Genomic DNA, 26,733 nt, shown 5'->3' with positions numbered 1-26,733 from the left:
CCTGGTTATTTCTGTTCCCGCAGGGTCTTAATCTTATCCCGCAGGTAAGCGGCGTGCTCGAATTCCAGAAGCTTGGCGGCGTTCTTCATCTCCACCGTCAGTTTCTCGATGAGGGCTTCCCGCTCTTTGTGGCTCAGTTTCTTCTTCCGGGCCTTCTGCTCGGTAGTTTCCTTGCTGGAGATCTCCAGCACCTCGTGGACGTCCTTCAGAATGGTCTGGGGCACGATGCCGTGGGCTTCGTTGTACGCCTGCTGGATGCTGCGGCGGCGGTTGGTCTCCCGGATGGCCCGCTCCATGGAAGGGGTCACCGCGTCGGCGTACATAATCACCTTGCCGTTAGCGTTTCGGGCCGCCCGGCCGATGGTCTGGATCAGCGACGTCTCCGACCGGAGGAAACCCTCCTTATCCGCATCCAGAATGGCGACCAAGGAAACCTCCGGGATGTCCAGGCCCTCCCGCAGAAGGTTGATGCCCACCAGGACGTCAAATTCCCCAAGGCGCAGGTCGCGGATGATCTCCATCCGCTCGATGGTGTCCACCCCGTAATGCATATAACGGATGCGGACCCCCATGTTTTCCAGGTAATCGGTCAGGTCTTCCGCCATCTTCTTCGTTAAAGTGGTGATGAGCACCCTTTCCTTGCGGGCCACCCGCTCGTTGATCTCCGACAGCAGGTCGTCGATCTGCCCTTCCACCGGCTTGACCTCGATAATCGGGTCCAAAAGGCCGGTGGGCCGGATGACCTGCTCCACGATCTCGGAGGCGTGCTCCCTCTCAAAAGGGCCAGGGGTGGCGCTGACAAAGACGATCTGGTTGAGTTTATCATAGAACTCTTCAAATTTCAAAGGCCGGTTGTCCAGGGCAGAAGGCAGGCGGAACCCATACTCCACCAGACTGGTCTTGCGGGCGCGGTCCCCAGCGTACATGGCGTGAGCCTGGGATAAGGTGACGTGGGATTCATCCACAAAGAAGAGGAAATCTTTGGGGAAGTAATCCAGCAGGGTATATGGCGTGCTGCCCGGCGCCCGGCCGGAGAGCACCCGGGAGTAGTTCTCAATGCCCTTGCAGAAGCCGATCTCCGAGAGCATCTCAATGTCGTAGTTGGTCCGCTCTGCGATGCGCTGGGCTTCGATGAGCTTGCCTTCCTCTCGGAAGCGGGCCACCTGCTCGTCCGCCTCCCGGCGGATTTCCTCCAAAGCAGCTGCCATCTTCTCCGCCGGTACAATGTAGTGGGATGCCGGGTAGATGGCCACGTGGCTGACTACATTCTTCACCTCGCCGGTGAGCACATTGATCTCGCTGATGCGGTCGATCTCATCCCCGAAAAATTCCACCCGGATGGCGGTCTCACTGGAGTTGGCGGGGAACACTTCCACCACATCCCCCCGCACCCGGAATTTATTGCGGATAAAGTTGATGTCGTTGCGCTCGTACTGGAGATCCACCAGTTCCCGCAAAAGGGCGTCCCGGTCCTTCTGCATCCCGGGCCGCAGGGAGATCATCATGTTCTGATAGTCTTCCGGGTCGCCCATAGTGTAGATGCAGGAGATGCTGGCCACGATGATTACATCCCGCCGCTCCGACAAAGCCGCTGTAGCCGAGTGGCGCAGTTTTTCAATCTCATCGTTGATGGCGCTGTCCTTCTCAATATAGGTGTCGGTGCTGGCAATGTACGCCTCCGGCTGATAATAGTCGTAATAGCTCACAAAATATTCCACCGCGTTGTTGGGGAAAAAGCTTTTAAATTCGGAACACAGCTGTGCCGCCAGGGTCTTATTGTGGGCGAGAATCAGGGTCGGCCGGTTGAGCCGGGCGATGACGTTTGCCATGGTGAAGGTCTTACCGGAGCCGGTGACCCCCATCAGGGCGATTTCCCTCTCCCCCCGCTCCAATCCTTTGACAATCCGGTCGATGGCCTCTGGCTGGTCGCCGGTGGGCTGGTACGGCGATACAAGTTCAAAACGATCTGGCATTACAGCTCCTTTCTCCCAACAACTGCTGGGAACAAGTTCCTCCAGTCAACTCCCAAACCGGAATCACTGCAAACAACAAACAAAAAACAAAAGAACTCGAATGAATTCGAACATAGGTTCCTTAGCCTTACTACTATACCACATTGCGGGGATTCATACAACTAGAATGTTGTATTTTTTCACATTTCATTCGGGAAAAACTCCTTCCCCGCCAAAAACCCCAGATTTTTCCCCCTCCGGGCAGGCCGAGCTTTTGCCAGGGTAATTGGCCGCACCGCCTTTGGCCCCAGCGGTTGAAGAATCTCTCTTTAGGGAAGAAAAGTGGATTAAATCCGTATTCTTTCTTATTATACCTCTTTTTTCTAGATTCGCAACATTTTTAGGAATTATTCTTAGATTATTCCCCATTCTCCCACCAAAAAATTACCTGTTTTTTACCGGATGATGGCGGATTCTTAAACAAAGCTCTGGTAGGATGAATGCGTAATCGAAATGGGAGGTACTTGTATGTACAAGATTGAACTCAGAAACATCACCAAATCCTATGGCGGGAACCCTCCGGTCATTGAGAATTTGAATTTAGGCATCAAGGAAGGGAGCTTTACCGTCCTTTTGGGGCCTTCCGGCTGCGGCAAGTCCACCATCCTGCGGATGATCGCCGGCCTTGAAACGGTCACCCAGGGGGATATTTTTATGGACGGGATCAGCGTCCGGGACACAGCGCCCGGCGACCGGCAGATCGCTATGGTCTTTCAGAACTACGCCCTTTACCCCACTATGACTGTGCGGGAGAACATGGAATTCGGCCTGAAAAACAGCAAAATCCCCAAGGAGGAGCGGGACAAACGGATCCAGGAAATCTCCGAAATGGTGGGCCTGACCGAATATCTCGACCGCAAACCCCAGCACCTCTCCGGCGGGCAGCGGCAGCGGGTGGCCCTGGCCCGGGCCATTGTAAAAAAACCAGCTGTCTTTTTGATGGACGAACCCCTCTCCAACTTGGACGCCAAGCTGCGCAACCAGATCCGCACCGATTTGATCGAGCTTTACCGCAAGCTGGGCACCACCTTTGTCTACGTCACCCACGACCAGGTGGAGGCCATGAGCATGGGCACCGACATCGTCCTGCTGGAAAAGGGGGTTATCCGCCAAAGCACCACCCCCAATGAGATCTATCAGCACCCAGCCAATGTATTCACCGCCAAATTTATCGGATCCCCGCCCATGAATGTACTGGATGCCTCTGCTTTCACAGAATTGGGGGTCTCCCTCCCCGAGGGAACCCGCTATGTGGGATTCCGGCCGGAAATCGCCATGGTGGCATCCTCCATCACTGGCCTGACCGGCGACTATGTCGCCATGGAAGGGGACCTTCTCGCCCGGGAGATGCTGGGTGACCAAACCCTTTACAAAGTCCAGACCCCCTATGGGATTGTCCACGTAAAAATCTTTGACGACTGGGGTGTGGGGTACGGCAAGGTGACCATTGTGGTGAAAAAATCCAACCTGTTCTTCTTCGACCAGCAAGAACAGGCCATCGCCTAACGAAACAGGAGGGACTGTATGCTGAAAACGGAAGCGATTCTCCCCGCCGCCCAGGTGCGGGAAACGGCAAAGGGGAAACCCAAGCACATCTTCTCCAGGGCCTTGCCTTACCTGATGGTGGCCCCCTCCCTCACCATCTTCTCGGTGTTTGTCCTCTACCCCATCTTCTACATGATCTATCTCAGTTTCTTCAAGTGGAACATGATCGGCCCCAAGACCTTCATCGGCCTCAAAAACTTCACTGACATGTTTGCCGACCCAGAATTCTGGCAGGTGCTGGGGAACTCCTTCCAATACATGTTCTTTACTGTGGTGCTGTCGGTGGGGCTCGCCCTTCCCCTGGCGGTTTATCTGAAGGCCAACACCCGGGTCAACCGGTTTTTACAGGGAGTTGTGTTTACCCCTTATGTGGTCTCGCTGGTATCCATCTCCTTTGTTTGGATGTGGCTGATGGACAGCGACTACGGTCTGCTCAACTACTTGCTGGAGCTTCTCCACCTGCCTGCGGTGGGCTGGCTCAACGACCCAGATGTGGCCATGTATTCCCTGATCACCGTATCCGTTTGGAAGAGCCTTGGCTACAACGCCATGATCCTCCTCTCCGGCATGCAGAGCATCCCGCCTTACCTCTATGAGGCTGCCAACCTGGACAAATCCAGCGGAATGACCACCTTCTTTAAAATCACCCTGCCCATGCTTTCCCCCACCCTATTCTTTTTGACCTTGATGAACATGATCTCCTCCTTCAAAGTATTTGAGACGGTCAACATCATGACTTCCGGCGGGCCGATGAACTCCACCAATACCTTGGTGTACGACATCTACCTCTACGGGTTTTCCTACTACAAAATCGGCTACGCTTCCGCCATGGGGGTGGTCTTGATGATCATCATCGGCATCTGTACCATCTTCTACTTCCGCAGCCTGAGCCGCCGGGTCCATTACCGGTAAGGAGACATAGATATGAAAAAACGCATCACCTTCACTTCCGCGGGGAAACTGGTCTTCGACGTCTTCCTCTTTCTCATCTTCTTCCTCCCCTTCTATTGGATGGTGCTCACCTCCATCAAGACCATGGGCGAAACCCTGAAGATGCCCCCTTCCTTTTGGGTGAGCAATCCCCAGTGGGAAAACTTTGTCACCGCCTTCAACGCCATCCCCTTCTTGAATATGCTCAAAAACAGCTTGATTGTGGTGTTTGGCACCCTTTTCTGCCAGTGCATCACGGTGATCCCGGCGGCTTATGCCTTTGCCCGGTATGAGTTTAAAGGGAGCAAATTCCTCTTCGGGGTGACCCTGGCCACCATGATGATCCCCGCCCAGTTGATCTTCCTGCCAGTATTCCTGCTGTTTAGCCAGCTGGGCCTCATCAACAGCTATTGGTCGCTGATCCTCCCCTCGGCCAGCAGCGCTTTCGCCATCTTTATGCTGCGCCAGACCTTCAAGCAGGTGCCGGAGGAGCTTTTAGAGGCAGCCCGCCTGGACAACGCCAGCGAATGGACCATCCTGCGCAGGATTATGCTGCCCATCGCCCGGCCCACTGTGGTCACTTTGGCGCTGCTCACCTTTATCAGCAGCTGGAATGACTACTTTTGGCCCTTGGTGCTGACCACCAACAACACTGTGCGCACCCTGCCGGTGGGGATTGCCGCTCTGAAAGCGGCTGAGGGCGGTATCAAATACCACATCCTCATGGCGGGCAACGTCCTGCTGGTCATACCGGTGCTGGCTGCTTTCTTTATCGCCCAGAAGCAGGTAATCCGGGCCTTTACCTACATGGGTGAAAAATAACCGTTCCCCCTTTCCACTGCGGGTGGAATTCTATAAATCAAAATATAAGGAGATTCAACATGAAAAAGGCAATCGCACTTCTTTTGGCGGCTTCCATGACCCTTTCCCTTGCGGCCTGCGGCGGCGGAGGCGGCGGCTCCTCCACCCCGGATTCCTCCAGTGGCGACAGTGAAGTAGTGGAGCTGACTTACTGGTATTCCTGGACCGATAAGATCCAGGAGAACAACATCAATCTGGTCAACCAATTCAACGAGACGGTGGGCAAGGAAAAAGGCATCCACGTCACTGCCGAATACCAGGGCACCTATGTGGACCTGCACCAGAAGCTTCAAGCCGCTTATATCTCCGGCACAGTGCCCGATGTCACCGTCATGGAAATCGCATCCATCAAGACCTTTGCCGAAAACGGCGTTCTGGAGCCCTTGAGCCCCTATATTGAACGGGACAATATCGACATGGATGACTTCTATGAGGGCCTTCTCACCAACTGCCAGGTAGACGGTACCTGGTACGGCCTGCCCTACCTGCGCAGCACCCCCATCCTCTATATGAACACCACCCTGCTGGAGAAAGCCGGCCTTGATCCGGCGGGCCCCAAAAACTGGGAGGAACTGGCCCAGTACTGCAAGACCATAAAAGAGGAGACCGGAGCCTATGGCCTCTCTATGTACTCCTACATCTGGGTGTTGGAAGCCTTCCTCTTGGGCAACGGAACCAGCGTCCTAAACCCCGAAGAGACCAAAACAAACATCGCCGACGAAAAATCCATTGAGGCCATCCAGTTCTTTAAAGATTTGAAGGACCAGGGGTACATCCGCTGCGTGGCCGGCGCCGACTCCACTAAAATCGACGCGGACTATATCAACCAAAACTGCGCCATGTGGTTCACCTCCACCGCCAACCTCTCCAACATCCTGGCCAACGCCAAAGAGAACAACTTCGAAGTCAACACCTGCTTCATCCCTGGCAACGGCCAGTACGGCGTGCCCACCGGCGGCTGTAACCTGATTATGACCTCCAAAATCTCCGACGAACACAAAGAAGCCGCTTGGGAGTTCATCAAATGGATGACCAGCCCCGAACAGGCCGCTTACGCCAGCGAATACACCGGCTACGTCCCCAGCCGCAAGAGCGCCACCGCTACCGACCGCATCCAGAAGCTGTATGAGTCCACCCCTCAATTCAAAGTGGCCCTGGATCAGCTGGAGCTCTACGGCCACGGCCGCCCCATGAATCCGGGATACGCCCAGGCCAGCAATGAGATTGTCGCTGCCCTGGATGCTATTTGGGTCAACGGCGCGGACACGGTTTCCACCTTGCAGGAGACCGCTGCAAAAGTGGATAAGCTCTTGGCGGAATAGCCTCCCCTTGGAACGCCGGCCCCTTCTTTTTTGGAAAAGGCGGCGTTCCTTTTCTCTACCCAAACCCACCATTTTCAATACAAGCAAAGGAGATTGTGCCCTATGGCAAAAAAACTGATCGTCCTCTCCCTAGATGCACTGCAAACTGGCGACCTGGATCTACTGTTCCAACTTCCCTACTGTTCCCAGCTGGCGGAAAAATGCGCCATTGTCAAAAATGTGCGAGAAATTTATCCCACCCTAACCTATCCAATTCACACCGCCATTGTCACCGGCGTAAGGCCGGAGAAAAACGGCATCCCCCACAACCAGAAGCCGGGCATCACCCGGGATGAACCCAACTGGAGCATCATGGGCTCCGACTGGTACTGGGAGAAAGAAGGCATCCAAGTTCCCACCCTAGTGGACGCCGTCTGGGAGGACGGCCGCACTGCGGCGACGGTCAACTGGCCGGTGACCGCCGGGGATACTCGGGGGTACAATGTGCCGGAAATCTGGCCGGTGAAAGCCCTCAAAGAGGACCCGCGGGAAGTCTACCGCAAGGCCGCCTCCCCTGCTGCATTTGAGGAGTACTATGACCGGTTCATCTCCCGCTACGACTGGCACAGCAATGACGACCTGCGGGTCTACGGGGTGGAGATCGCCATTGACATCCTGCGCAACCACAAACCGGACCTGCTCCTTCACCACATCGTCCACCTGGACCACGCCCGCCACGTCCACGGGGACCACGGCCAGGAGATTGAAGACTGTATCAAACAGCTTGACATCGCCGTGGGCCGGATCGTAGAGGCCACCAAGGACGCTGGCACCTACGAGGACACCAACTTTGTGCTGCTGGGCGACCATGGGCAGATCGACATCCGTCAGGTATTCCACCTCAATGCCTGCTTGGTGGATATGGGCTTCATCCGGCTGGGGGCAAACGGCCTGCCAGAGGAGTATGAGGCGTACAGCTTCTCTGCCGGGTTCTCCACCCACATCCACCTCAAGGACAAAGGGGATGAAAGGCTGGTATCCCGGGTTCACAAGGCTCTTCTCGCCCTCCAGGCCGCCTATCCCCAGTGTATCGACCGGGTGTACACCGCCGAAGAAGCCTTGAAAGAAGAGGGCCTTTCCGGAGAATTCTCCTTTGTGGTAGAGGGCGCCCTTGGCACCTTGTTCCAGAACAGTTTTACCGCCCCTATCCTCATTTCCCGGGAATCCCCGCTCTACGATCAATACAGCGCCACCCACGGCCATCACCCATCCAAAGGGGAAAAGCCCCCCTTTGTGGCATTCGGGCCGGACATCCGCCCCGGGGTAGTCATCGATGGCGCCGACCTGCTGGATGAATGCCCCACTTTGGCTGCCTTAGCGGGTGTGGACATGCCACAGATGGAGGGGAAACCCTTCCCCATTCTCAAGTAATTTCTGGAGGAAATATATGATTCAAACCCTATCGGACATCTATCTCTACAGCGACATTGACGGCACCTTGGGAATCGCAGGGCTTGGCATCCCCCAGCGCAACCGCCAGGCCATCGCCCGGTTTGTGGAAAAAGGAGGTCATTTTGCCCTGTGCACCGGCCGGGGCATTACCAACATCAAGCCTTTTGTGGAGGGCCTGCCCATCAATGCCGATTCGGTGATCGGCAACGGATGTGCTGTCTATAGTTTTGCGGAGGACAGAGCTCATTCGGTGACCTATATCCCCCCACAAGGAGAGGATTACCTGCGGGAGATCCTTTCCCAGCACCGGGAATTTGGCGTGCTTCTCATCAATGAGGAAGGGTACTTCATCCTAAAAGAAGAGGGCCGGCCGGATCAGTGCTTTTCCCGGGAATTTCCCCGCCGAACCTTAGAGGAACTCCAAGGCCCCTACTACAAATTCCTTTTTGTTGTTCCAGAAGAAGATGCCCAACAAGTCTATGAGGAACTGAAAAGCCGCCCCTACCCCGGTGTGGACTTCGTCCGCTCCGCCCTCACCTCCATTGAGATGCTTCCCCATGGGGTGAGCAAGGCCAGCGCCTTTTTGAAGCTGTGCAAGGAGCAAAACATTCCTATTGAAAACACCGTATTTATCGGGGATTTTTACAACGACCGGGAGATGTTCCTCTCCGCCGGGTTTCCTACCTGTGTAGGCACTACTCCGGAGGATCTGAAGCCTTTGTGCAAAATGGTTCTTGGGCCCTGTATGGATGGCGCCGTAGCTGATTTAATCCAGTGGCTGGAGGAGCGCTATCCCCCGGCAAAGGCATAACCCTCTCTATTTAATCATCCCTTTTCGCATTCCCGCCCCTCAGTGCCAGCACAACAGCACATAAAAAAGCAGCGCGGCAACAAGCCGCGCTGCTTTTTTATTGCTTCAGCGGATCTGGAGATTTGGGGCTGCGCCCGCCTACATCCCCACAAAAAGGCCGGAATCTGCCAAGGAGACAAAATCATCCTGGGCGACGATGATATGGTCCAACAGCTGAACCGAGACCGCATCCAACGCATTGCGAAGCTTTATGGTGGTGGCGATATCGTCGTTGGAGGGCAGTGCAAACCCCTGGGGATGGTTGTGGGCCACCACCACTGAAGCCGCGGCCACACGCATAGCCACCTCCACAATCCGGCGGACGGTGATGGGTGCGCTGTCGATGGTCCCTTCGGTGAGGATGTCGCAGTACAGCAGCTTCTTTTTGTTGTCCAGGCAGGCCAAATACACCACCTCATTGGTGCGGCCCACAAATTTGTGTTTGAGGAAACTGCCCACCTTTTCGGTGGTGTCCAACACCGTTCCCGCGGCGTATTTGTCGTCCAGGTAGCGGCGGCTCAAGGAAGAAACCATCCCCACTAGGATTGAGGCGCTTGCCCCGACGCCAGGGACCTTTTGCAGTTCCTCTATCGGGGCGTCGCATACGCCGGAAAAAGACCCGAACCGTTCCAGCAACTGGTGGGCGATTTTGTTGGTATCCCCCCGTGGGATGGCATAAAACAACAAAAGTTCCAACACCTCGTGGTCCTGGAACCCATCCAGCCCTGTTTTGAGAAACCGGTCCCGAATCCTCTGCCGGTGTCCGCTGTGGATATTCTTATCCTTCCCCGATCCCTTTTGTTGTTCCACCTGTCTCTGCCTCCGCTCCCCTTGATGCTCCCAGTATAGCAAAAACCGGCGGATTTTGGAATGGATCGGTGAGGTTTTGTCCGGAATTCTTTTCATTTCCCCTGCTTTTTGGTATACTGGAACAAGACTTTTATGGAATTGCTGGGCATCCCAGCGGGGAGGAATCATGAAACAATTTGTGGTCAACCAAAACGATGCCGGCCAGCGGATGGACAAGTTTATCGCCAAATCCATTCCCAAACTGCCTCAGTCGCTGCTGTACAAGGCCCTGCGGACCAAGCGGATCAAGCTCAACGGCAAGCGGTGTGAAATCTCCACCAGGGTGCAGGCGGGGGATTTGGTGGAATGCTACCTCAATGATGAGTTTTTCGAGACACTCCAGATGGAGTTTCCTTTTTTAGCCGCCCCCGGGGAGGTCGACATCCTCTATGAAGATGAGAACCTCCTTCTTTTGGATAAAAAACCTGGGCTTTTGGTCCACGAGGATCAGAAGGAACAGGTGGACACCCTCATCAACCGGGTGCTCCACTACCTCTACAACAAAGGGGAGTACCGGCCCCAGGAGGAAAACAGCTTTGCCCCAGCCCTCTGCAACCGGATTGACCGCAACACCGGCGGGATTGTCATCGCGGCCAAAAATGCCCCCACCCTGCGGGTGCTCAACCAGAAGATCAAGGACCGGGAATTGGACAAACGGTACCTCTGCATCGTCCACGGGCAGATGCCCAAAAAATCCGACACCCTCAAAGCTTACCACATCAAGGACGAGTCCAAAAACCAGGTCTTTGTCTTTGACTCCCCCCGGTCTGGCGCCAAGACCATGTTGACCAAATACCGGGTGCTGGCCCAAAACGGCCGCTTCTCCCTACTGGAGGTAGAGCTGCTCACCGGCCGCACCCACCAGATCCGCGCCCACCTGGCACATGTGGGACATCCCCTGTTGGGGGACACCAAATACGGTTTCAACCGGGATAACAAGGGCACCGGATTCCGGTTCCAGGCGCTGTATTCTTACCAGCTGGGGTTCCGCTTTTCCACCGATGGGGAGCATCTCTCCTACCTGGATGGCAAGGTGTTCACCGTGCCAAAAGTGCAGTTTAAGGAAGATTTTCTTGCAGGCAAAATTCGATAATGATTTTTAAAATTAGGGCTTTTCTCCAAAAATATTTCACATAATTCAAAAATCCGTCTGTAAAGAATATTATCTTTACAGACGGATTTTTGTTGATACAAAAGGCTTTTTTCACCTTTTTAAAAAAATGTCATCTGACTGCTGTCAGGGATATCTTTGAGGGCCCCTGCATCTTTGAGAAGTTCTACCACCGCTTTGGAGACCTTTGCACGGTTGATAATGTCATCCCCCGAGATGAATTCCCCTTCCGCTGCAGCATCCTGGATGCTGGTGGCAGCGGCAGCTCCAAGCCCCTTAAGGGCACAGAAAGGCAGGCGGATCTTTCCATCCTCGCACTGGTATTTGGTGGCGTGGGATTTGTACAAATCCACCGGCAGGAACTGGAAGCCTCTGGCCATCATCTCATTCATGATCTGTAAGGTGGCGTACTGGTCATCCTCTTTGGTGGTGCGCTCATTGCCTTTGCGCTTTAAGTCTTCCATTTTCTGCAGCACCGCTCCCCTGCCCCGGATGGCGGCGTCAGCGTCAAAATCTCCGCCCCGCACCGTAAAGATAGTGGCATAAAATTCCAGCGGCCGGTAAACCTTATACCAACCCAGCCGGATGGCGCCGATGACATAGGCGGCGGCGTGGGCCTTGGGGAACATGTATTTGATCTTCATACAGCTGTCGATGTACCAATCGGGGACGTCGTGTTCCTTCATGGCGGTGATATGCTCTTCGGTCAAAAGCTTGGTAGCCTTGCCCTTACGGGTGATCTCCATGATCTTAAAAGCCATTCCCGGCTCCAGGCCGTGGTAAATCAGGTACAGCATAATGCTGTCTCGGGTACCGATGACCTCAGAAATGTCGCAGGTACCGCTTTTGATCAAATCTTGGGCGTTGCCCAACCAGACATCGGTGCCGTGGGACAGGCCGGAAATCTGCAATAGGTCGGAGAAGGTCTTGGGCTTGGCATCCTGGAGCATCTGCCGCACAAAGCTGGTGCCCATCTCCGGAAGGCCCAAACTGCCGGTGTTGCAGTCGATGTCCTCCTCCCGCACCCCCAACACCTCCGGCGAGGTGAATAGGCTGATGATCTTAGGGTCGCTCATGGGGATGTCGTTGACCTTGACCCCAGTGCTGTCCTCCAAGTGCTTATACAGGGTAGGGACATCGTGTCCCAGGTTATCCAGCTTCAAGATGGTGTCATGGAGGGAGTGGAAGTCGAAGTGGGTGGTCACGATGGAGGAATCGGCGTCATCCGCCGGGTGCTGCACCGGGGTGAAGTCGTAGACCTCATGGGCACCGGGGATGACCACCATGCCGCCAGGATGCTGGCCGGTGGTCCGCTTAACGCCGGTGCACCCGAGGGCCAGGCGGGTTTCCTCCGCCCGATGGACCATCCTCCCCCGCTCTTCCAGGTATTTTTTCACAAATCCATAGGCGGTTTTCTCCGCCACGGTGGAGATGGTGCCTGCCTTGAAAACATGGCTGGAACCGAACAGCTCCTCGGTGTACTTGTGTGCTCGGGCCTGGTACTCGCCGGAGAAGTTCAGGTCGATATCCGGGGATTTGTCGCCGTTAAACCCGAGGAAGGTTTCAAAGGGGATATCGTGGCCGTCCTGCAAATAGGGGGTGCCGCAGACCGGGCACACCTTGGCGGGCAGGTCAAACCCTGAGCCGATGGAGCCGTCGGTGATAAACTCACTGTGCTTGCAGTTGGGGCAGATGTAGTGGGGCGGCAGAGGGTTGACCTCCGAAATGCCGGCCATGGTGGCCACAAAGGAGGAGCCAACCGAGCCGCGGGACCCCACCAGGTAGCCGTTTTCTTCCGACTTGGCCACCAGCTTCTGAGCGATGATGTACAGCACGGAAAACCCGTGTTTGATGATGGAGGAAAGCTCCCGGTCCAGGCGTTTTTCCACCAATTCCGGCAAGGGATCGCCGTAGACAGCCCGGGCGCGGCCCCAGGTGATCCGCTGCAAATCCTCTTCTGCGCCCTCGATGTGGGGCGGGAAGGTGCCGTCGGGGATAGGCTTGAGCACCTCCACCATGTCGGCGATTCGGTTGGTGTTTTCCACCACCACTTCGTAGGCTTTTTTCTCGCCCAGGTAAGAGAATTCTTCCAGCATCTGGCCTGTGGTCTTCAAATAGAGGGGAGCCTGCTCCCCCGCGTCCTTGAACCCTTGCCCCGCCATGAGGATCTCCCGGAAGATGGAGTCGCTCTCGTTTAAGAAGTGGACGTCGCCAGTGGCAACCACCGGGAGGCCCAGCCGGTCGCCCAGCTTGACAATGGTCTTGTTGAAATCCTGGAGCTCTTCCTCACTGTTGACCCGCTGTTCCCGCAAAAGGAACCGGTTGTTGTCGATGGGCTGGATCTCCAGGTAGTCGTAAAACCGGGCGATGTCGCACAATTCATTCCAAGCCTTGCCGTCCAGGATGGCCCGGAACAGCTCGCCGGCTTCGCAGGCGCTGCCGATAATCAGCCCCTCCCGCAGCTTGATCAGCTCGCTTTTGGGGATGCGGGGCCGTTTATAAAAATAGTCCAGATGGGACATGGAGATCAGCTTGTACAGGTTTTTCAGCCCTTGGGAGTTTTTCGCCAGGATGACGATGTGATAGGAGGGCAATTTTTTGGGGTCGCTGGCAGTGAGGGCGGTGTTGATCCTCCCAATGGTGTTGACTCCCCGGTCCGCCTCGATGATCTCCATCTCCTTGGCGAAGATGCCCGCCAGCACCCGGGCGTCATCACAGGCCCGGTGGTGGTTGAAGGGGGGAAGTTTCAGGTGGTTGGCCACCGTGTCCAGCTTGTGGTTTTTCAGCCCGGGGAACAACGACCGGGAAATGGGAACCGTGTCCACCGAGGTGAACTCGTACTTCATGCCGCTGCGCCGGGCTGCTGCTTTGAGAAAGCCGGTGTCAAAGGGGGCGTTGTGGGCCACCAGCACCGCATTGCCTTTTCTGCAAAACTGATAGAACATCTCCAGGGCTTCTTTTTCTTTTGGGGCGCCCTGCACCATTTCATTGGTGATGCCGGTCAGTTCGGTGATCTTCACCGGGATAGCGGTCTCCGGGTCCACAAAGGTGTTGAACTCCTCCGCCACTTCCCCGTTTACCAGACGCACGGCGCCGATTTCGGTGATCCGCTCAGTGGCAGCGGAAAGGCCGGTGGTCTCCAGGTCAAAGACGATGAACTCCCCGTCAAAGGGGACGTCCTCGCCGCCAGCCACCGCGGGCACCATGTCGTTGACGAAATAGCCCTCCACCCCGTAGAGGACCTTAAATTCCCCGCCTTCCTTGGTGATTTTGTTCACCGCGTTCATGGCGTCGGGGAAGGCCTGCACCACCCCGTGGTCGGTGATGGCCAAGGCCCGGTGACCCCATTTATAGGCCTGGTCAATGATCTTATCCAGGCCGGTGATGCCGTCCATAGCGGACATGTTGCTGTGGAGGTGGAGCTCCACCCGTTTGGTGGGGGCCTCATCCACCTTGGAAATCTTCTTCACTGTGCTGACATCGCTGGGCCGGATGGTGATCTCCCGGTCGTACTTGTCATAGGAGGCCAGCCCCCGCACCACAATGGTTTTGCCTACTGTGAGGCTGTCCGGCAGGTCGGTCTTATCCTTGTCCGCGATGATCTTTAGGGTGTTGGAGTTGGTGTAATCGGAAAAATCAATGGAGTAGATGGCGCGGCTCCCATCCCGGGTCATCCGCTTTTCCGCCCGGAAAATGTCGCCCCACACCACCACGGTGCCGCTCTCCTGATCCACGTCGGAGAGCTTCATCGGCCGCTCTTTAATGGGTTTGCCGATGACCACCTGCATGCTGTCCGGCTCAAAGGGCAGGCCAGTGATGTCGAAGGCCACCTTCTGTTTCGGCCGCTCTTTGGGCGCGCTGGCGGATGCAGGGCGCAGCTCCACCTTGGGCAGGGCAGCTTCCGCTTTGGCGATCACCTCAGTGAACTGGGCGCTGTCCTTCTGGACCGTGAGGACCCCTTCCAGTTCCACCTGGAAGCCCAGGCCAAACTCCTCCCGGAGGATGGAGCTGATCTTCTCTGGGCAGCGGGCCTGGCGCAGCAGATCTGCCCCCCCATGGGATAGGGCGATATACAGGGTCCCTCCCTCCAAGCGGGCGGAGGCCCCTTCAAAAAAGCCGTTGACCAGCGCCCCCTCCTGCCGCAGACGGACAACCAGCTCCGGCAGGTAATCGGGGCTGAATTTCTCCTTGGGGTAGGTGGGCAGTAAAACAGCGGCGGAGAGCCTCAGCGCCTCCGCCAATTTTTGCCCTGCCATATGCAGCGCTTCGTGGGAGACAGTGTCCTCTAAAAAGAGGGTCACCTCCATGGACCGCTCCGCCCTGATGACCCGCAGCCGGGTGATCTCCCCACGTGCCAAATTCAAATCCATCGGCCCCAAATAGGCGCCGAATATCTCATGAAAACTGCTCAATGTTTCACCACTTCTATGTAACTACAATTCCTCAATGGCGGACAATAGTGCACAGAGGAGTTCCTCCTCCGGGACCTTTTTGATGATCTCCCCTTTTTTGAACAGGAGACCCACCCCATCGCCGCCGGCGATGCCGATGTCCGCCTCCCGCGCTTCCCCTGGGCCATTGACTGCGCAGCCCATCACCGCCACCTTGATGGGTTTCTTACAATCGGCAAGGGCCTCCTCCACCTGGTGGGCAAGGCCGATCAAATCGATCCGGGTCCGGCCGCAGGTGGGGCAAGAGACAATGGTAGGGCCGGTTTGATCCAGTCCCACCGCCCGCAGGATGTCTTTTGCTGCGGCGATCTCCTTGACTGGGTCGGCGGTCAGGGATACCCGGATGGTATCGCCGATGCCGTCTGCCAGCAACGAGCCGATGCCCACAGCGGATTTCACCAAGCCCATCCGCTCAGTTCCCGCTTCGGTGACCCCCAGATGGAGGGGGTAATCAAACCGCTGGGAAGCCAGGCGGTAAGCCTCTATTGTCTGTGGCACCCCAGAGCTTTTCAGGGATAGGATGATGTCGTGAAAGTCAAATTGTTCCAGCAAAGAGACGTGGTAGGCTGCATTCTCCACCATGGCCTCCGGCGTGGGGCCGCCAAACCGGCGGAGGATTTCTTTCTCCACCGAACCGGAGTTCACCCCGATGCGGATGGGGATCCCCGCCCGCTTACAGCCTTCAGCCACCTGGCGGACTCGGTCATCTGAGCCGATATTTCCAGGGTTGATGCGGATTTTATCCACCCCGGCAGCGATGGATTCCAGTGCCAAGCGGTAATCAAAATGGATGTCCGCCACAACCGGCATGGAGACCGCTTCCTTCAGCACACCAATCAGCCGCACCCCATCCTGGTCTGGGACAGCGATGCGGACGATCTGGCAGCCGGCTTGCTCCAGCGCCTTGGCCTGGGCAACCGAGGCCTTTACATCTCCAGCCCGGGTGTTGAGCATCGATTGCACCACAACCGGCTCCCCACCCCCGATGGGGATTCCCCCTACTGCAACCCGCCGGGTCAATTTCCTTGTCATGGCGTCTCCTCCTTTTTAGCGGAAAATCAATTTTATGACGTCGTTGAAGGTCACCATAGCCATCAGCCCCAAAAGGATCAGAAGTCCCGCTGTGTTGACATAGCCCTCATATTCTGGTTTGATGGGTTTGCGCCGGATCATCTCAATGAGCAGGAAAAACAGCCGGCCGCCGTCCAACGCGGGAAAGGGCAGCAGGTTGAACACACCCAGGTTGATGGTGATAAAGGCGATGATCAAAATGGTGCTGTCCAACCCCATAGAGGCTGCCTCGCCAATGGTGGAGGCCACCCCCACCGGCCCGGAGAGCTGGTTGAGGGTAAACTGCCCGGTGACCATTTTGATCAGCGAGGACCAGACCTGCTTCATAATGGAAACCGACCAATTAAAAGCATATGGCGGCACATTCCAGATGGTTTTCTGCACCCCGTATACCTTAAAATCAATGCGGATAGCTTTGAGGCCATCCCCGATGTCCTGCATGTCGAAGGTGACGCCGGAAAGGTTGATCTTCTCCCCATCCCGGATTACTTCCATATCCAGGACGCCGTCATCCTCATTCATAAATTCATAGCTGATGTCGTTGGGGGTGCGCACCCGATGGCCATTGACCGAGACGATCTCGTCGTCTACCTGTAGCCATTGGGAACTGACCGCCCCTTCTCCAAACTGGCTGATCTGGGTGGTGCCCACGGCGTTGCCCATGCAGACCAGAAGGATCATCAACAGGAAACCCAGCAAAAGGTTCATCATGGCCCCGGCGGAGATGACCAGAAAGCGCTTGCCCACGCTCTTGTTGCAGAAGGCCCGCTCGTCGTTGCTGCCGTCGTCCTCCCCTTCCATGCTGACAAATCCGCCAATAGGGAAAGCCCGCAGGGAGTAGGCGGTCTCCCCTTTCTGCCGCTGGAAGATCACCGGGCCCATGCCCAGGGAAAATTCGTTGACCCGGATCCCCGCCCATTTTGCCGCCAGAAAGTGGCCCAGCTCGTGGATGAAGATCAGCGCGCCAAATACCAGCACTGAAATGACAATTGTACTCAAAGTGTTACCCATAAAGACCTCCTAAAGCCATGCGTATTGGCGCCCTATTTGGCGCCCCTGTGCAAAGTTTGCCCCGTTTTACCGCCGATAACAGGCCGCCAGGGTTTTTACACAATCCTTTGCCGCTCGATCCGCCTCTAACACGTCCTCAAGGGTAAAATCATCCTGGGAAGGGACCCTCTCCAGGGCCTCCCGCACCAACTCCCCTATTTGCAGGAAGGGGATCTCCCCCGCCAAAAAGAGGGCTACAGCCTCCTCATTGGCGCCGTTTAAAATTGCTGGGGCGAGCCCATCCCGCTTCACTGCCTCTATCGCCGCGGGCAGGCAGGAGAAGGTCTCGCAATCCGGTTCAAAAAAGGTGAGTTTGCCCCAATCCGCCAGGGAAAGCCGCCGAACGCCGCTCCCCACCCGCTGGGGGTAGGTCAATGCGTACTGGATGGGGATGCGCATATCTGGAACCCCCAGCTGGGCGATGACCGACCCGTCGGCAAACTCCACCGCCGAGTGAAGGACGCTCTCCCGATGAATCACCACCTGGATGGCTTCCGGCGGGACATCAAACAGCCGGATGGCCTCAATAAACTCCAACCCCTTGTTCATCAGGGTCGCGGAATCCACTGTGATCTTCGCCCCCATGGACCAGTTGGGGTGATTTAGGGCGTCGCCGATTCCCACCTGTTCCAGTTCCGCCCGGGTTTTCCCGAAGAATGGGCCACCCGACGCGGTGAGAAGGATGGATTGGATGGGGTTCCCTGCACTCCCCTGCAAACATTGGAAAATGGCTGAGTGCTCGCTGTCCACCGGCAGGATGGGAAGGCCCTTCCTCTGGGCAAGGCCGGTGACTAATCTCCCGCCAGCCACCAAGGTCTCCTTGTTGGCGAGGGCCACCTGGTTCCCCGCCTCCAGCGCCGCCAGGGTAGGACGGAGGCCGACCATCCCCATTACCGAGTTGAGCACTAAGTCGTTCTGGGGGTCCGCCGCTAGGGCGCAGAGCGCCTCCATCCCATAAACCACCTGGCAAGGGGTATCCGCCAAAGCAGTTTTCACCTCACGGTAGGCAGAAAGGTCGGTAATAACGACATAGCGAGGAAGAAACTCCCTCGCCTGTTCTTCAATCAATCTGCAGTTTTTGTGTGCGGAAAGGCCGTGGACACGGATGCCCAGATTGCGGCAAACCGCCAGGCTCTGGGTCCCAATGGACCCGGTAGAGCCCAATATGGAGATTGTTTTTTTCGTAGGAATCTTCCTTTCCACGCTGTTATGCCAACCCTGCCAAGGGCAGATGCCGGGCGATGATGTACACCAGCGGCATGACAAACAGCACACTGTCAAACCGGTCCAGAACACCGCCGTGACCGGGCATAATCGAGCCAAAGTCCTTGATGCCGCATTGGCGCTTGATCACCGAAGCGGAGAGATCCCCCACCATGCTGGTCAGGGAAAGCAACGGGCTGATCAGCGCAAGGCGCAAGTAATCCACTTCAATGGGGCTGCCAAGCATAGCAAACCCATGGGAGAGAAGATACGCCACCCCCAATAGGAGGAGCAGCGCTCCGATGACCCCGCCTACAGCGCCCTCCACCGTCTTTTTGGGGCTGATTTTCGGGGCCATTTTGTGTTTGCCAAAGGCCACGCCAGAGAAATAGGCGCAGGTGTCGCAGAGCCACGCCCCACCCAAAGCCACCAACACATAGAACATGCCCAACACCGCACCGAAGGAATCCCGCATATAGATGGCGGTGGTGATGGAAAGCGGGATAAACAAACTGACAAAAAAGGCAAAGCCTACATCTTCAAAATTCAGGGTCTCGTGTTTTGCCAGCAGGATGCAGAAGAGCACCACCACAAGCAGGTACACGAGGACTGGGAACAGCCGAAGCTGTACAAAATAGCTGGTCTTTAAAAAGGGAATCCATGCGGCGGTGAGAAAGCAGGCCAGCGAGAGGCCCCGGTAGCGGATATGCCCCGTTGCCGCCAGCATTTCATAGAGCGCCAGAAGAGAAATGACACTGACTGCTGCATTGAGAATCAGCGTATCAAAAAAACGAAGGACTACAAACAGGACACACAGTCCCACAGCAGCCGAAAGTATGCGCTGCTTCAAATCAAATTCCTCCAAACCGCCGGTTCCGGGCAGCATACTCCCAGAGGGCTTTATCCAGGTGTTCCGGCTTAAAGTCCGGCCACAGCACATCCATGTAGATGAACTCCGCATAGGCGGACTGCCACAGCAGGAAATTGGAAGAACGGTGTTCCCCACTGGGCCGGATGATGAGATCGGGGTCAGGCTGGCCCGCAGTGTACAGCCGGGCTGAAAGCGCTTCTTCGGTGATGTCCTCCTCCCGCAGGAGGCCGGACCGCACATCCTGAACCAGGCGGCGGGCAGCTTCTACAATCTCCGCCCTGCCGCCATAGTTCAGCGCAATGTTTACCGTGATGCCGGTATTGTTCCGGCTCTTTTCGGTGATGTCCGCCATCATTTCCTGTAGGTCCCTGTCCAGCGGCGCAGGATCCCCTAAAAAATGAACCCGGACATTCTCCTTTTCAAACCGGTACGCATCTTTCAAATACTCCCGCAGCAGGTTCATGATGGCGTCCACCTCATCTTTCGGCCGCTTCCAGTTTTCGGTGGAAAAGGCATAAGCGGTGATGTAGGGGATGCCTAGATCGCGGACGTATGCGGTGATATCGCCAAAAGTCTTGGCGCCTTGCTTGTGACCGGCTGTGCGGGGCAGGCCGCGTTTGGTAGCCCATCGGCCATTGCCGTCCATGATGATGCCTATGTGCTTGGGCAGCACCGGGGGCAGTGATTTGGATTTTTGCTCAAACATAAACCGTGCCTCGCTTCTCTACTGATTTCTATGCAGGAGGGCTTATCTAAATTTCCATAATCTCTTTGGATTTGGCTTCCGCCGCCTTGTCGATGTCCTTGATGAACCGGTCGGTGATGTCCTGAATCTCTTTTTCCAGCTGTTTCAGGTCGTCCTCAGTGACTTCGCTGGCCTTTTTCGCAGCTTTGAATTTGTCGTTGGCATCCCGGCGGATGGCGCGGATGGCCACCTTGGCATCCTCCGCCGTCTTGCTGACGGTTTTGCACAGGTCTTTTCTGCGCTCTTCGGTCAAAGGGGGAAACACCAGCCGGATGACACTGCCGTCGTTGTTGGGGTTGATGCCCAGATCCGAGGTCTGGATGGCCTTCTCAATGGCTTTCAGGGTGGATTTATCCCAGGGCTGGATCATCAGCATTCTGGCTTCCGGGACCGAGATAGCCGCCATCTGCCCAATTGCGGTGGGGACGCCGTAGTAGTCCACCATAATCTGATCCAGCAGGCCGGGGTTGGCTCTGCCGGCGCGGATGCCGCTGAATTCTTTGTCCAGGACTTGCAGGGTTTTGTTCATTTTTTCCTCGTAAGGTTTTACCATAGCATTCATAAATGACGCCTCCTTCTATTACTGCACCAGAGTTCCGATTTCCTCGCCCTGTACCGCGCGGACAATGTTATCGGGATCATCCAGGCTAAACACCAAAATGGGGATGTGGTTGTCTTTGCACATAGAAGCCGCTGTCATGTCCATGACCGTCAGCTCCTTATTGAGGATTTCGCTGAAAGAAAGCCGGTCGTACCGGACTGCATCGGGGTTCTTGTTGGGGTCGCTGTCGTAGACACCATCCACCAACGTGGCTTTAAAGATGATATCCGCGTCGATCTCCGCTGCCCGCAGGGAAGATGTGGTATCGGTGGAGAAAAAGGGGTTGCCGGTGCCGCAGCCAAAGATAACCACTCTGCCCTTTTCCAGATGGCGGACCGCCCGGTTCCTTATGTAGGGCTCGGCGATCTGCTGCATGGCGATGGCGGTCTGCACCCGCACATCCACCTTTTGGGCCTCCAGGGCGTCTGCCAGGGCCAGGGCGTTGATCACCGTGGCCAGCATTCCCATGTGGTCAGCCCGAGTGCGGTCCATCTGGCCGCTGCTGCGGCCCCGCCAAAAGTTGCCGCCGCCCACTACAATGGCGATCTCTGCGCCCAGTTCCACACATTTCTTGACGCTGGCGCAGATCCGGTATACGGTGTCGTAATCCAGGCCGAATTTTTGATCTCCGGCAAGGGCTTCGCCGCTGAGTTTGAGCAGGATTCGTTTATACTTCAATGCCATTCGACTCACTCCCACAGTTTTATTCTATTTTACAACAATTGCCACGCCGTTGTAAAGCTTTTTCCCGGCGTGAAAGGAACCAACCCTAGTATACACCCATTGCAGGTGGATTGAAACGCCGGAAGGTTTTTTTTCACAAAATGCTTGCAATTTAGCCCCTTTTTCCCGAAAAAATAGGACACAAGACCTCTTGTGTCCTTATGGATTTTTCCGAATTGCTGAAAGGGCCGCCGCAGTGGATGTGCCTCCCCCGCAGGATGCACGGCCTTTTTGTTGCCTGCCGGGCGGCGTTATCCCCTTCAAGGATTGCCTAGAGTAGGTCCAAACGGTGTCATTATACCAAAAACATCCTCTTTTGGCAATCCATAATTCGCCGGCCACCAAATAATTTCCTGCTCCTCCTGCTGAAAGCCGCCAGCACGGTCCTCGCCCCCACAAAAAACGGGCAGGCCGGATTCCATCCAGCGCTACCCGCCCCAATTGACACCGTTATTCCCGGGTGTAGAGGATGGTCAAATCCCCGTCCACAAAGCCGATGGCCACCGCCTGGGCCGCTTTGAGCTTTCCGGCGTACTGACCTTGATCCAGGTACAGATCCACCAGGTCAGCGGCACAGGACAGCCCCTCCTGCCACTCGATGTCCTCACTCTCCCGTGGGAGGTAGTAGACATCCTCTTCGCTGGAGAAGGCTTCGTCGCAAGCCCAGTCATCGTCCGCCTCATCAAACCGGCTGGCACCGATTAACTGGATGTCAAAGGCATCCTCCCCTTCATATAGGTTGAAGTTGAAGGCAGCGATCCCTTGGGGGAGTTCCTCCTTCAAAACTTCGTCCAGCCAAGCAGAAAATTCGCCGTAAAATTCTTGTCCATCCATGGAAATTCGTCTCCTCCTATTGTTTTACGGGCGTAGAGCCCACTGTGGTTTCCTGTTGTTCTTCCGTCTGCATGCAGCCGTATAGGAGAGCGTCCTGCAGGGCTTGGCAGCTGGCTTGCAGCACATCTTTTGAGATGCCCAGCGTGCACCAGGTCAGTTCCCCATCGCAGACGGTAACCGCTACCCGCACCGAGCGCTCCCCTGACGGGGCGGTGTCCAAAAGCCGGACCTTATAGTCGATGATCCGGATCTTCTGCAAAGCGGGATACCAGCTTCCCAGGGCTTGGTAAAAAGCGGAAGCCAAAGCGTCAATGGTCCCTTTTCCCTCCCCGGCCCCCAGAATGGACTCCCCTTTTCGTTTCACTTTGACTACCGCTAAAATCGGCTGGTCGCTGCGGCAGGGATCACCGGCAATCTGGGCGGAGGCCAATTCAAAAGGCTGTTTCCCCGGCCGGAGTTCACGCACTACCATGAGGATCAGGCTGGCTACAGCGGATTCAAACTGGTACCCTTCCCGCTCCATCGCCCGGATATGGTTCCCCAGGTGTTTTCCCTGGATCTCTTCCCGAGTGATGGTGGGATCCAGCCGCTGCACCGCAGCCAATAGGCCGGATTTGCCGATAAATTCGGAGAGGAGCACGTTGCGCCGGTTGCCCACCAGTTCTGGGGAGATATGGGCCGAAGGGGCAGATTTGCCCCCGCAGCTGTCAATGTCCTTGTGGGCAAAGGCGTTGCGCCCCAAATAGGGCATGTTGGCCGGGATATTGATGTTGGCCGTCTCGGCGATAAAGGAGGCCACCCGGGTGACCAGCTCCATCTTGCTGTTGGGGATGCAGCTGTAGCCGGATTTTAATTGTAAATTGGGGATGACCACTGAGAGCTGCACGTCGCCGCAGCGTTCCCCCAGGCCCAGGTAATTGCCCTGGATCTGGGTGGCTCCAGCCCGCACCGCAGTGGTGCAATTGGCCACGGCACAGCCCACGTCGTTGTGGAAATGAGCCCCCACCTTGCCGCCGTATTCCCGGACCACCGTCTGGGTGATGGAAAACACCTCGTGGGGGAAACAGGCGCCGTTGCTGTCGCACAGGACCAAACGGTCCGCCCCTGCCTCATTGGCGTTGCGCATCACCTCCATGGCGTAGCCGAAGTTGGATTTGTAGCCATCAAAAAAGTGGACTGCGTTAAAAATCACCATCTTCCCATGGCGCTTAAAGAACTGGATGGTGTCGTAGATCATCCGGATGTTTTCCTCCAGGTTGACGCAGAGGCGCTCCCGCACTGCCTGGTCCCAGCTCCAGCCGGCAATGGTGACAACGTCGGTACCGCTGGACAGCAGGGCCTGGCAGCCTGCGTCCTCATTGGCGGAGACCCCGCTTTTGCGGGTCCCCCCATAAGCGACCAGCCGGGCGCTTTCCAAGGGGAGTTTTTTCGCCTGGTGGAAAAATTCCATATCCTGTTTGGAGGCCGCCGGATTGCCCCCCTCAATGAACAATATGCCTAACCGGTCCAGGGCCTTCAATATTTCCAACCGATCTTCCAACGAGAATTGCAGGCCTTCGCCCAGCGCCCCGTCCCGCAGAGTGGAGTCATAGATTTCAATTTTCTTTTCCATCACTGTACCGCCGTTTCTGTTGTATCCGAGCAGGCAATTGGCACTTGCTGGAATTGTATGTTTCTTTTCCCTTCTAGAATAATCGCATTGGCATAAGAAGTCAAGGCAGCTTACCTCCCTCGCCCGACAAAGGTGAGAAGAATTCTTTTTATTCCTCATTTATGGGGGAGATCCATTGCTTTTTTCCGGCAAATTGGTATAATAAAACTAATAATCTGCCAAAAGAGGTGCTACTATGCGCAAAAAAGAACGCGCCCAAATGGCTGTCGATCTTCTCAAAGAGGAGTATCCCGACGCCATCTGCTCCCTGGAGTACGAACGACCCTATGAACTGCTCATCTCCACCCGGCTGTCCGCCCAGTGCACCGATGCCCGGGTCAACATCGTCACCAAGGATCTTTTTGCCAAATACACCTCCTTGGAAATGCTGGCAAACGCCGACCTCGCTGAACTGGAGAGCATCATTCGCCCCTGCGGCCTGTACAAAACCAAGGCGAGGGACATCATCAACCTCTCCCGAATGCTGATCGATGAATATGATTCCCAGCTCCCCCCCTCTTTGGAGGAGTTGACCAAGCTGCCTGGTATTGGCCGCAAAACCGCCAACCTGATTATGGGGGACATCTTCCACCAACCGGCTTATGTCTGTGATACCCACTGCATCCGCATCACCAACCTGCTGGGCCTTACCACCACCAAAGACCCCTTGAAAACCGAGAATGAACTGCGGGACTGCCTCCCCCCGGAGGAGTCCAACGATTTCTGCCATCGGCTTGTTCTCCACGGCCGGGCGGTGTGCAAAGCCCGCTCCCCCCAGTGTGAGATCTGCTGTTTGCAGCCCTGCTGCAAACACTACCAGGATTCCCTGAAAAAGAAGTAATCCCCATAGATTCCCCGGAAAAAAAGCGGAGAGGCAGCCTCTCCGCTTTTTTTTGCAGGTTGTGCTGGGCGGAGGATTATTCCTCCTCGTCCTCGTCGGGGTTCTCCCAGTTGTGCCAGAAATCCTGGACATCGTCGTTGTCCTCCAGCATCTCGATGAGACGGTTCAGCTTCGTCCGGGTCTCTTCATCATCGATGACCGTGGTGGTAGTTGGGATGTAGGCAACCTCACTGGAGGCAAAGGCATAACCCTTCTCCTCCAAAGATTCCCGGACCTTGCCCAGGTCGTTTGGCTCGGTGGTGATCTCCACAACGCCGTCTTCATCAATGGAGAAGTCGTCGGCCCCTGCGTCAAAGCAGTCTTCCATGATCTTGTCCTCGCTGAAGGCGCTCTCCTCAACGATCAGCACCCCTTTTTGGGTAAACATGAAGGAGACACAGCCAGTCTGGCCCAGATTGCCGCCGAATTTGTCAAAATAATGGCGGATATCCCCGGCGGTGCGGTTGCGGTTGTCGGTCAAGGTATCCACGATAAAGGCGATTCCACCGGCGCCATACCCTTCATAAACGATATTCTCGTAATCGTTTTTGTCGCCGTCGCTGACAGCCTTTTTAATAACCCGGTCGATGTTGTCGTTGGGCACATTGTTGGCTTTTGCTTTAGCGATACAATCCCGCAGTTTGCTGTTGGTGGCGGGGTCACCGCCGCCCTCCCGGACAGCTACCGAAATCTCACGGCCGATTTTGGTGAAGATCTTCGCTCTTGCACCATCGGTCTTTTCTTTTTTCCGTTTGATGGTACTCCATTTGGAATGGCCTGACATAGTAATCGTCCTCTCATATAGCAGTAACAAAGATATTTTAGCACAAACTGCAGCTGGAAACAAGGGGAGATTCCAACGTGCTCCTCAGCCCGATGGCTTTGACGGGTCTTCCCTCTTATGCGCCTGCCAGCGGTCGGGCGCAAGCCATCAACCACTTTCCCCTGCGGGGGTGACAGGCGAGTTTTCAGAGCTGTGCGGAGAAAACCGCCGTCAAGAGGGGGCAGAGCCCCCTACGAAAAAAGAGAGAAGAAAGCTTTTGCTTTCTTCTCTCTTTTTGGAGCGGGTTACGAGGCTCGAACTCGCCCCACTACCCCAAAAAGCCTTTGGCTTTCCGGGGATCCCTACCTCTTATTTAAAAACGGTGGAGGCAGCGAGTTCCAAAGTTTCTCCGATAAAACAAGAAGACCGGCTTTCACCGATCTTCTTTCTTGGAGCGGGTTACGAGGCTCGAACTCGCTACCTCCACCTTGGCAAGGTGGCGCTCTACCAGATGAGCTAAACCCGCATGGAGGCGCCAATCAGAATCGAACTGGTGAATAAAGGTTTTGCAGACCTCTGCCTTACCGCTTGGCTATGGCGCCGTTGTTCTATTTTATAGAAAAAGGCCGCTTTATATTCCTATAAACAGCCCCTTTTATCTTTGGAGCGGGTTACGAGGCTCGAACTCGCTACCTCCACCTTGGCAAGGTGGCGCTCTACCAGATGAGCTAAACCCGCACTTGGTGCCTTCGGTCGGAATCGAACCAACGACACGAGGATTTTCAGTCCTCTGCTCTACCGACTGAGCTACAAAGGCATTTTGGCGACCCGGATGGGGTTCGAACCCACGACCTCTAGCGTGACAGGCTAGCGTTCTAACCAACTGAACTACCGGGCCATTTTTGGTGGGAACAACAGGGCTCGAACCTGTGACCCTCTGCTTGTAAGGCAGATGCTCTCCCAGCTGAGCTATGCTCCC

21 protein-coding genes and 6 tRNA genes are annotated in these 26,733 nt (G+C 55.9%); 8 read left to right on the top strand and 19 right to left on the bottom strand.

Annotated elements, in window-relative coordinates:
* Positions 1 to 5 precede the first annotated feature (5 nt).
* Positions 6 to 1,973: an excinuclease ABC subunit UvrB gene (gene uvrB / locus BQ5353_RS00185; RefSeq protein ID WP_054332413.1), complete on the bottom strand. Its 1,968-nt coding sequence runs from the start codon at positions 1,971 to 1,973 to the stop codon at positions 6 to 8.
* A 507-nt stretch (positions 1,974 to 2,480) separates the two neighbouring features.
* On the opposite strand from uvrB, the gene BQ5353_RS00180 reads away from it, so the two are divergent.
* From BQ5353_RS00180 to BQ5353_RS00155, 6 genes are all read left to right on the top strand, one after another.
* A complete protein-coding gene (locus BQ5353_RS00180) occupies positions 2,481 to 3,518 on the top strand; it encodes an ABC transporter ATP-binding protein (RefSeq protein WP_071427062.1) in 1,038 nt (345 codons plus the stop codon).
* 18 nt (positions 3,519 to 3,536) lie between these two features.
* The gene (locus tag BQ5353_RS00175) at positions 3,537 to 4,469 is read left to right on the top strand and encodes a carbohydrate ABC transporter permease (protein ID WP_083386287.1); all 933 of its coding nucleotides are present in this window, start codon (positions 3,537 to 3,539) and stop codon (positions 4,467 to 4,469) included.
* 12 nt (positions 4,470 to 4,481) lie between these two features.
* Positions 4,482 to 5,309: a carbohydrate ABC transporter permease gene (locus tag BQ5353_RS00170; protein ID WP_071427061.1), complete on the top strand. Its 828-nt coding sequence runs from the start codon at positions 4,482 to 4,484 to the stop codon at positions 5,307 to 5,309.
* Between the two features lie 59 nt (positions 5,310 to 5,368).
* The gene (locus BQ5353_RS00165; RefSeq protein ID WP_054332414.1) at positions 5,369 to 6,670 is read left to right on the top strand and encodes an ABC transporter substrate-binding protein; all 1,302 of its coding nucleotides are present in this window, start codon (positions 5,369 to 5,371) and stop codon (positions 6,668 to 6,670) included.
* A 102-nt stretch (positions 6,671 to 6,772) separates the two neighbouring features.
* Positions 6,773 to 8,080, top strand: coding sequence for an alkaline phosphatase family protein (locus BQ5353_RS00160; RefSeq protein WP_071427060.1), 1,308 nt, complete (start codon positions 6,773 to 6,775; stop codon positions 8,078 to 8,080).
* 16 nt (positions 8,081 to 8,096) lie between these two features.
* Positions 8,097 to 8,912, top strand: coding sequence for an HAD family hydrolase (locus tag BQ5353_RS00155; protein WP_071427059.1), 816 nt, complete (start codon positions 8,097 to 8,099; stop codon positions 8,910 to 8,912).
* Positions 8,913 to 9,050: 138 nt separating this feature from the next.
* On the opposite strand, the gene radC is transcribed toward BQ5353_RS00155, so the two are convergent.
* On the bottom strand, positions 9,051 to 9,761 hold the full coding sequence (radC, locus tag BQ5353_RS00150) for a RadC family protein (RefSeq protein WP_071427058.1): 711 nt from the start codon (positions 9,759 to 9,761) through the stop codon (positions 9,051 to 9,053).
* 166 nt (positions 9,762 to 9,927) lie between these two features.
* Between radC and BQ5353_RS00145 the strand changes: the two genes are divergently transcribed.
* Positions 9,928 to 10,893: an RluA family pseudouridine synthase gene (locus tag BQ5353_RS00145; RefSeq protein ID WP_054332419.1), complete on the top strand. Its 966-nt coding sequence runs from the start codon at positions 9,928 to 9,930 to the stop codon at positions 10,891 to 10,893.
* A gap of 119 nt (positions 10,894 to 11,012) precedes the next feature.
* Here BQ5353_RS00145 and BQ5353_RS00140 read toward each other — a convergent pair whose 3' ends face one another.
* The 10 genes from BQ5353_RS00140 to cimA form a co-directional block, all read right to left on the bottom strand.
* A complete protein-coding gene (locus BQ5353_RS00140) occupies positions 11,013 to 15,281 on the bottom strand; it encodes a PolC-type DNA polymerase III (RefSeq protein ID WP_083386499.1) in 4,269 nt (1,422 codons plus the stop codon).
* 63 nt (positions 15,282 to 15,344) lie between these two features.
* Complete coding sequence (ispG, locus tag BQ5353_RS00135) at positions 15,345 to 16,394, bottom strand: flavodoxin-dependent (E)-4-hydroxy-3-methylbut-2-enyl-diphosphate synthase (protein WP_195254320.1); 1,050 nt, start codon at positions 16,392 to 16,394, stop codon at positions 15,345 to 15,347.
* Positions 16,395 to 16,409: 15 nt separating this feature from the next.
* Complete coding sequence (locus BQ5353_RS00130) at positions 16,410 to 17,444, bottom strand: M50 family metallopeptidase (protein ID WP_071427056.1); 1,035 nt, start codon at positions 17,442 to 17,444, stop codon at positions 16,410 to 16,412.
* A 66-nt stretch (positions 17,445 to 17,510) separates the two neighbouring features.
* Positions 17,511 to 18,674 carry a 1-deoxy-D-xylulose-5-phosphate reductoisomerase gene (locus BQ5353_RS00125; protein ID WP_071428371.1) on the bottom strand — a complete coding sequence of 388 codons (1,164 nt, stop codon included), beginning with the start codon at positions 18,672 to 18,674 and terminating at the stop codon, positions 17,511 to 17,513.
* A 16-nt stretch (positions 18,675 to 18,690) separates the two neighbouring features.
* Positions 18,691 to 19,536: a phosphatidate cytidylyltransferase gene (locus tag BQ5353_RS00120; protein WP_204211269.1), complete on the bottom strand. Its 846-nt coding sequence runs from the start codon at positions 19,534 to 19,536 to the stop codon at positions 18,691 to 18,693.
* Position 19,537: 1 nt separating this feature from the next.
* The gene (locus BQ5353_RS00115) at positions 19,538 to 20,263 is read right to left on the bottom strand and encodes an isoprenyl transferase (protein WP_054332422.1); all 726 of its coding nucleotides are present in this window, start codon (positions 20,261 to 20,263) and stop codon (positions 19,538 to 19,540) included.
* A gap of 46 nt (positions 20,264 to 20,309) precedes the next feature.
* Positions 20,310 to 20,864, bottom strand: coding sequence for a ribosome recycling factor (gene frr / locus BQ5353_RS00110; protein ID WP_054332423.1), 555 nt, complete (start codon positions 20,862 to 20,864; stop codon positions 20,310 to 20,312).
* Between the two features lie 18 nt (positions 20,865 to 20,882).
* Positions 20,883 to 21,587: a UMP kinase gene (gene pyrH, locus BQ5353_RS00105; protein WP_054332424.1), complete on the bottom strand. Its 705-nt coding sequence runs from the start codon at positions 21,585 to 21,587 to the stop codon at positions 20,883 to 20,885.
* Positions 21,588 to 22,076: 489 nt separating this feature from the next.
* Positions 22,077 to 22,460, bottom strand: coding sequence for a hypothetical protein (locus BQ5353_RS00100; protein ID WP_054332425.1), 384 nt, complete (start codon positions 22,458 to 22,460; stop codon positions 22,077 to 22,079).
* 16 nt (positions 22,461 to 22,476) lie between these two features.
* The gene (gene cimA, locus BQ5353_RS00095; RefSeq protein WP_054332426.1) at positions 22,477 to 24,072 is read right to left on the bottom strand and encodes a citramalate synthase; all 1,596 of its coding nucleotides are present in this window, start codon (positions 24,070 to 24,072) and stop codon (positions 22,477 to 22,479) included.
* 235 nt (positions 24,073 to 24,307) lie between these two features.
* On the opposite strand from cimA, the gene nth reads away from it, so the two are divergent.
* Entirely contained in the window at positions 24,308 to 24,952 is a 645-nt protein-coding gene (nth, locus tag BQ5353_RS00090) for an endonuclease III (RefSeq protein WP_054332427.1), read from the top strand.
* A gap of 76 nt (positions 24,953 to 25,028) precedes the next feature.
* Here nth and BQ5353_RS00085 read toward each other — a convergent pair whose 3' ends face one another.
* From BQ5353_RS00085 to BQ5353_RS00055, 7 genes are all read right to left on the bottom strand, one after another.
* Positions 25,029 to 25,775: a YebC/PmpR family DNA-binding transcriptional regulator gene (locus tag BQ5353_RS00085; RefSeq protein WP_054332428.1), complete on the bottom strand. Its 747-nt coding sequence runs from the start codon at positions 25,773 to 25,775 to the stop codon at positions 25,029 to 25,031.
* Between the two features lie 429 nt (positions 25,776 to 26,204).
* A tRNA-Gly gene (locus tag BQ5353_RS00080) sits at positions 26,205 to 26,280 on the bottom strand.
* A gap of 1 nt (position 26,281) precedes the next feature.
* A tRNA-Cys gene (locus tag BQ5353_RS00075) sits at positions 26,282 to 26,356 on the bottom strand.
* A 60-nt stretch (positions 26,357 to 26,416) separates the two neighbouring features.
* Positions 26,417 to 26,492: transfer RNA gene (locus tag BQ5353_RS00070), tRNA-Gly, on the bottom strand.
* A gap of 3 nt (positions 26,493 to 26,495) precedes the next feature.
* Positions 26,496 to 26,571: transfer RNA gene (locus BQ5353_RS00065), tRNA-Phe, on the bottom strand.
* 4 nt (positions 26,572 to 26,575) lie between these two features.
* Positions 26,576 to 26,652: transfer RNA gene (locus BQ5353_RS00060), tRNA-Asp, on the bottom strand.
* Positions 26,653 to 26,657: 5 nt separating this feature from the next.
* Positions 26,658 to 26,733 (bottom strand) — tRNA-Val (locus BQ5353_RS00055).

Origin of the sequence: Merdimmobilis hominis (assembly GCF_900104615.1) — a bacterium.
GTDB lineage: Bacteria > Bacillota > Clostridia > Oscillospirales > Ruminococcaceae > Merdimmobilis > Merdimmobilis hominis.
This window is presented reverse-complemented; position numbering and strand designations above follow the sequence as displayed.

Bases quoted from the DNA above. Each gene is read 5' to 3' on its own strand.
- pyrH (WP_054332424.1), bottom strand. From the start codon at position 21,587: ATGGCATTGAAGTATAAACGAATCCTGCTCAAACTCAGCGGCGAAGCC.
- BQ5353_RS00140 (WP_083386499.1), bottom strand. From the start codon at position 15,281: ATGGATTTGAATTTGGCACGTGGGGAGATCACCCGGCTGCGGGTCATC.
- BQ5353_RS00130 (WP_071427056.1), bottom strand. From the start codon at position 17,444: ATGGGTAACACTTTGAGTACAATTGTCATTTCAGTGCTGGTATTTGGC.
- BQ5353_RS00180 (WP_071427062.1), top strand. From the start codon at position 2,481: ATGTACAAGATTGAACTCAGAAACATCACCAAATCCTATGGCGGGAAC.
- ispG (WP_195254320.1), bottom strand. From the start codon at position 16,394: ATGACAAGGAAATTGACCCGGCGGGTTGCAGTAGGGGGAATCCCCATC.
- cimA (WP_054332426.1), bottom strand. From the start codon at position 24,072: ATGGAAAAGAAAATTGAAATCTATGACTCCACTCTGCGGGACGGGGCG.
- BQ5353_RS00175 (WP_083386287.1), top strand. From the start codon at position 3,537: ATGCTGAAAACGGAAGCGATTCTCCCCGCCGCCCAGGTGCGGGAAACG.
- BQ5353_RS00145 (WP_054332419.1), top strand. From the start codon at position 9,928: ATGAAACAATTTGTGGTCAACCAAAACGATGCCGGCCAGCGGATGGAC.
- nth (WP_054332427.1), top strand. From the start codon at position 24,308: ATGCGCAAAAAAGAACGCGCCCAAATGGCTGTCGATCTTCTCAAAGAG.
- BQ5353_RS00155 (WP_071427059.1), top strand. From the start codon at position 8,097: ATGATTCAAACCCTATCGGACATCTATCTCTACAGCGACATTGACGGC.
- BQ5353_RS00115 (WP_054332422.1), bottom strand. From the start codon at position 20,263: ATGTTTGAGCAAAAATCCAAATCACTGCCCCCGGTGCTGCCCAAGCAC.
- BQ5353_RS00100 (WP_054332425.1), bottom strand. From the start codon at position 22,460: ATGGATGGACAAGAATTTTACGGCGAATTTTCTGCTTGGCTGGACGAA.
- BQ5353_RS00085 (WP_054332428.1), bottom strand. From the start codon at position 25,775: ATGTCAGGCCATTCCAAATGGAGTACCATCAAACGGAAAAAAGAAAAG.
- BQ5353_RS00165 (WP_054332414.1), top strand. From the start codon at position 5,369: ATGAAAAAGGCAATCGCACTTCTTTTGGCGGCTTCCATGACCCTTTCC.
- BQ5353_RS00170 (WP_071427061.1), top strand. From the start codon at position 4,482: ATGAAAAAACGCATCACCTTCACTTCCGCGGGGAAACTGGTCTTCGAC.
- frr (WP_054332423.1), bottom strand. From the start codon at position 20,864: ATGAATGCTATGGTAAAACCTTACGAGGAAAAAATGAACAAAACCCTG.
- BQ5353_RS00160 (WP_071427060.1), top strand. From the start codon at position 6,773: ATGGCAAAAAAACTGATCGTCCTCTCCCTAGATGCACTGCAAACTGGC.
- uvrB (WP_054332413.1), bottom strand. From the start codon at position 1,973: ATGCCAGATCGTTTTGAACTTGTATCGCCGTACCAGCCCACCGGCGAC.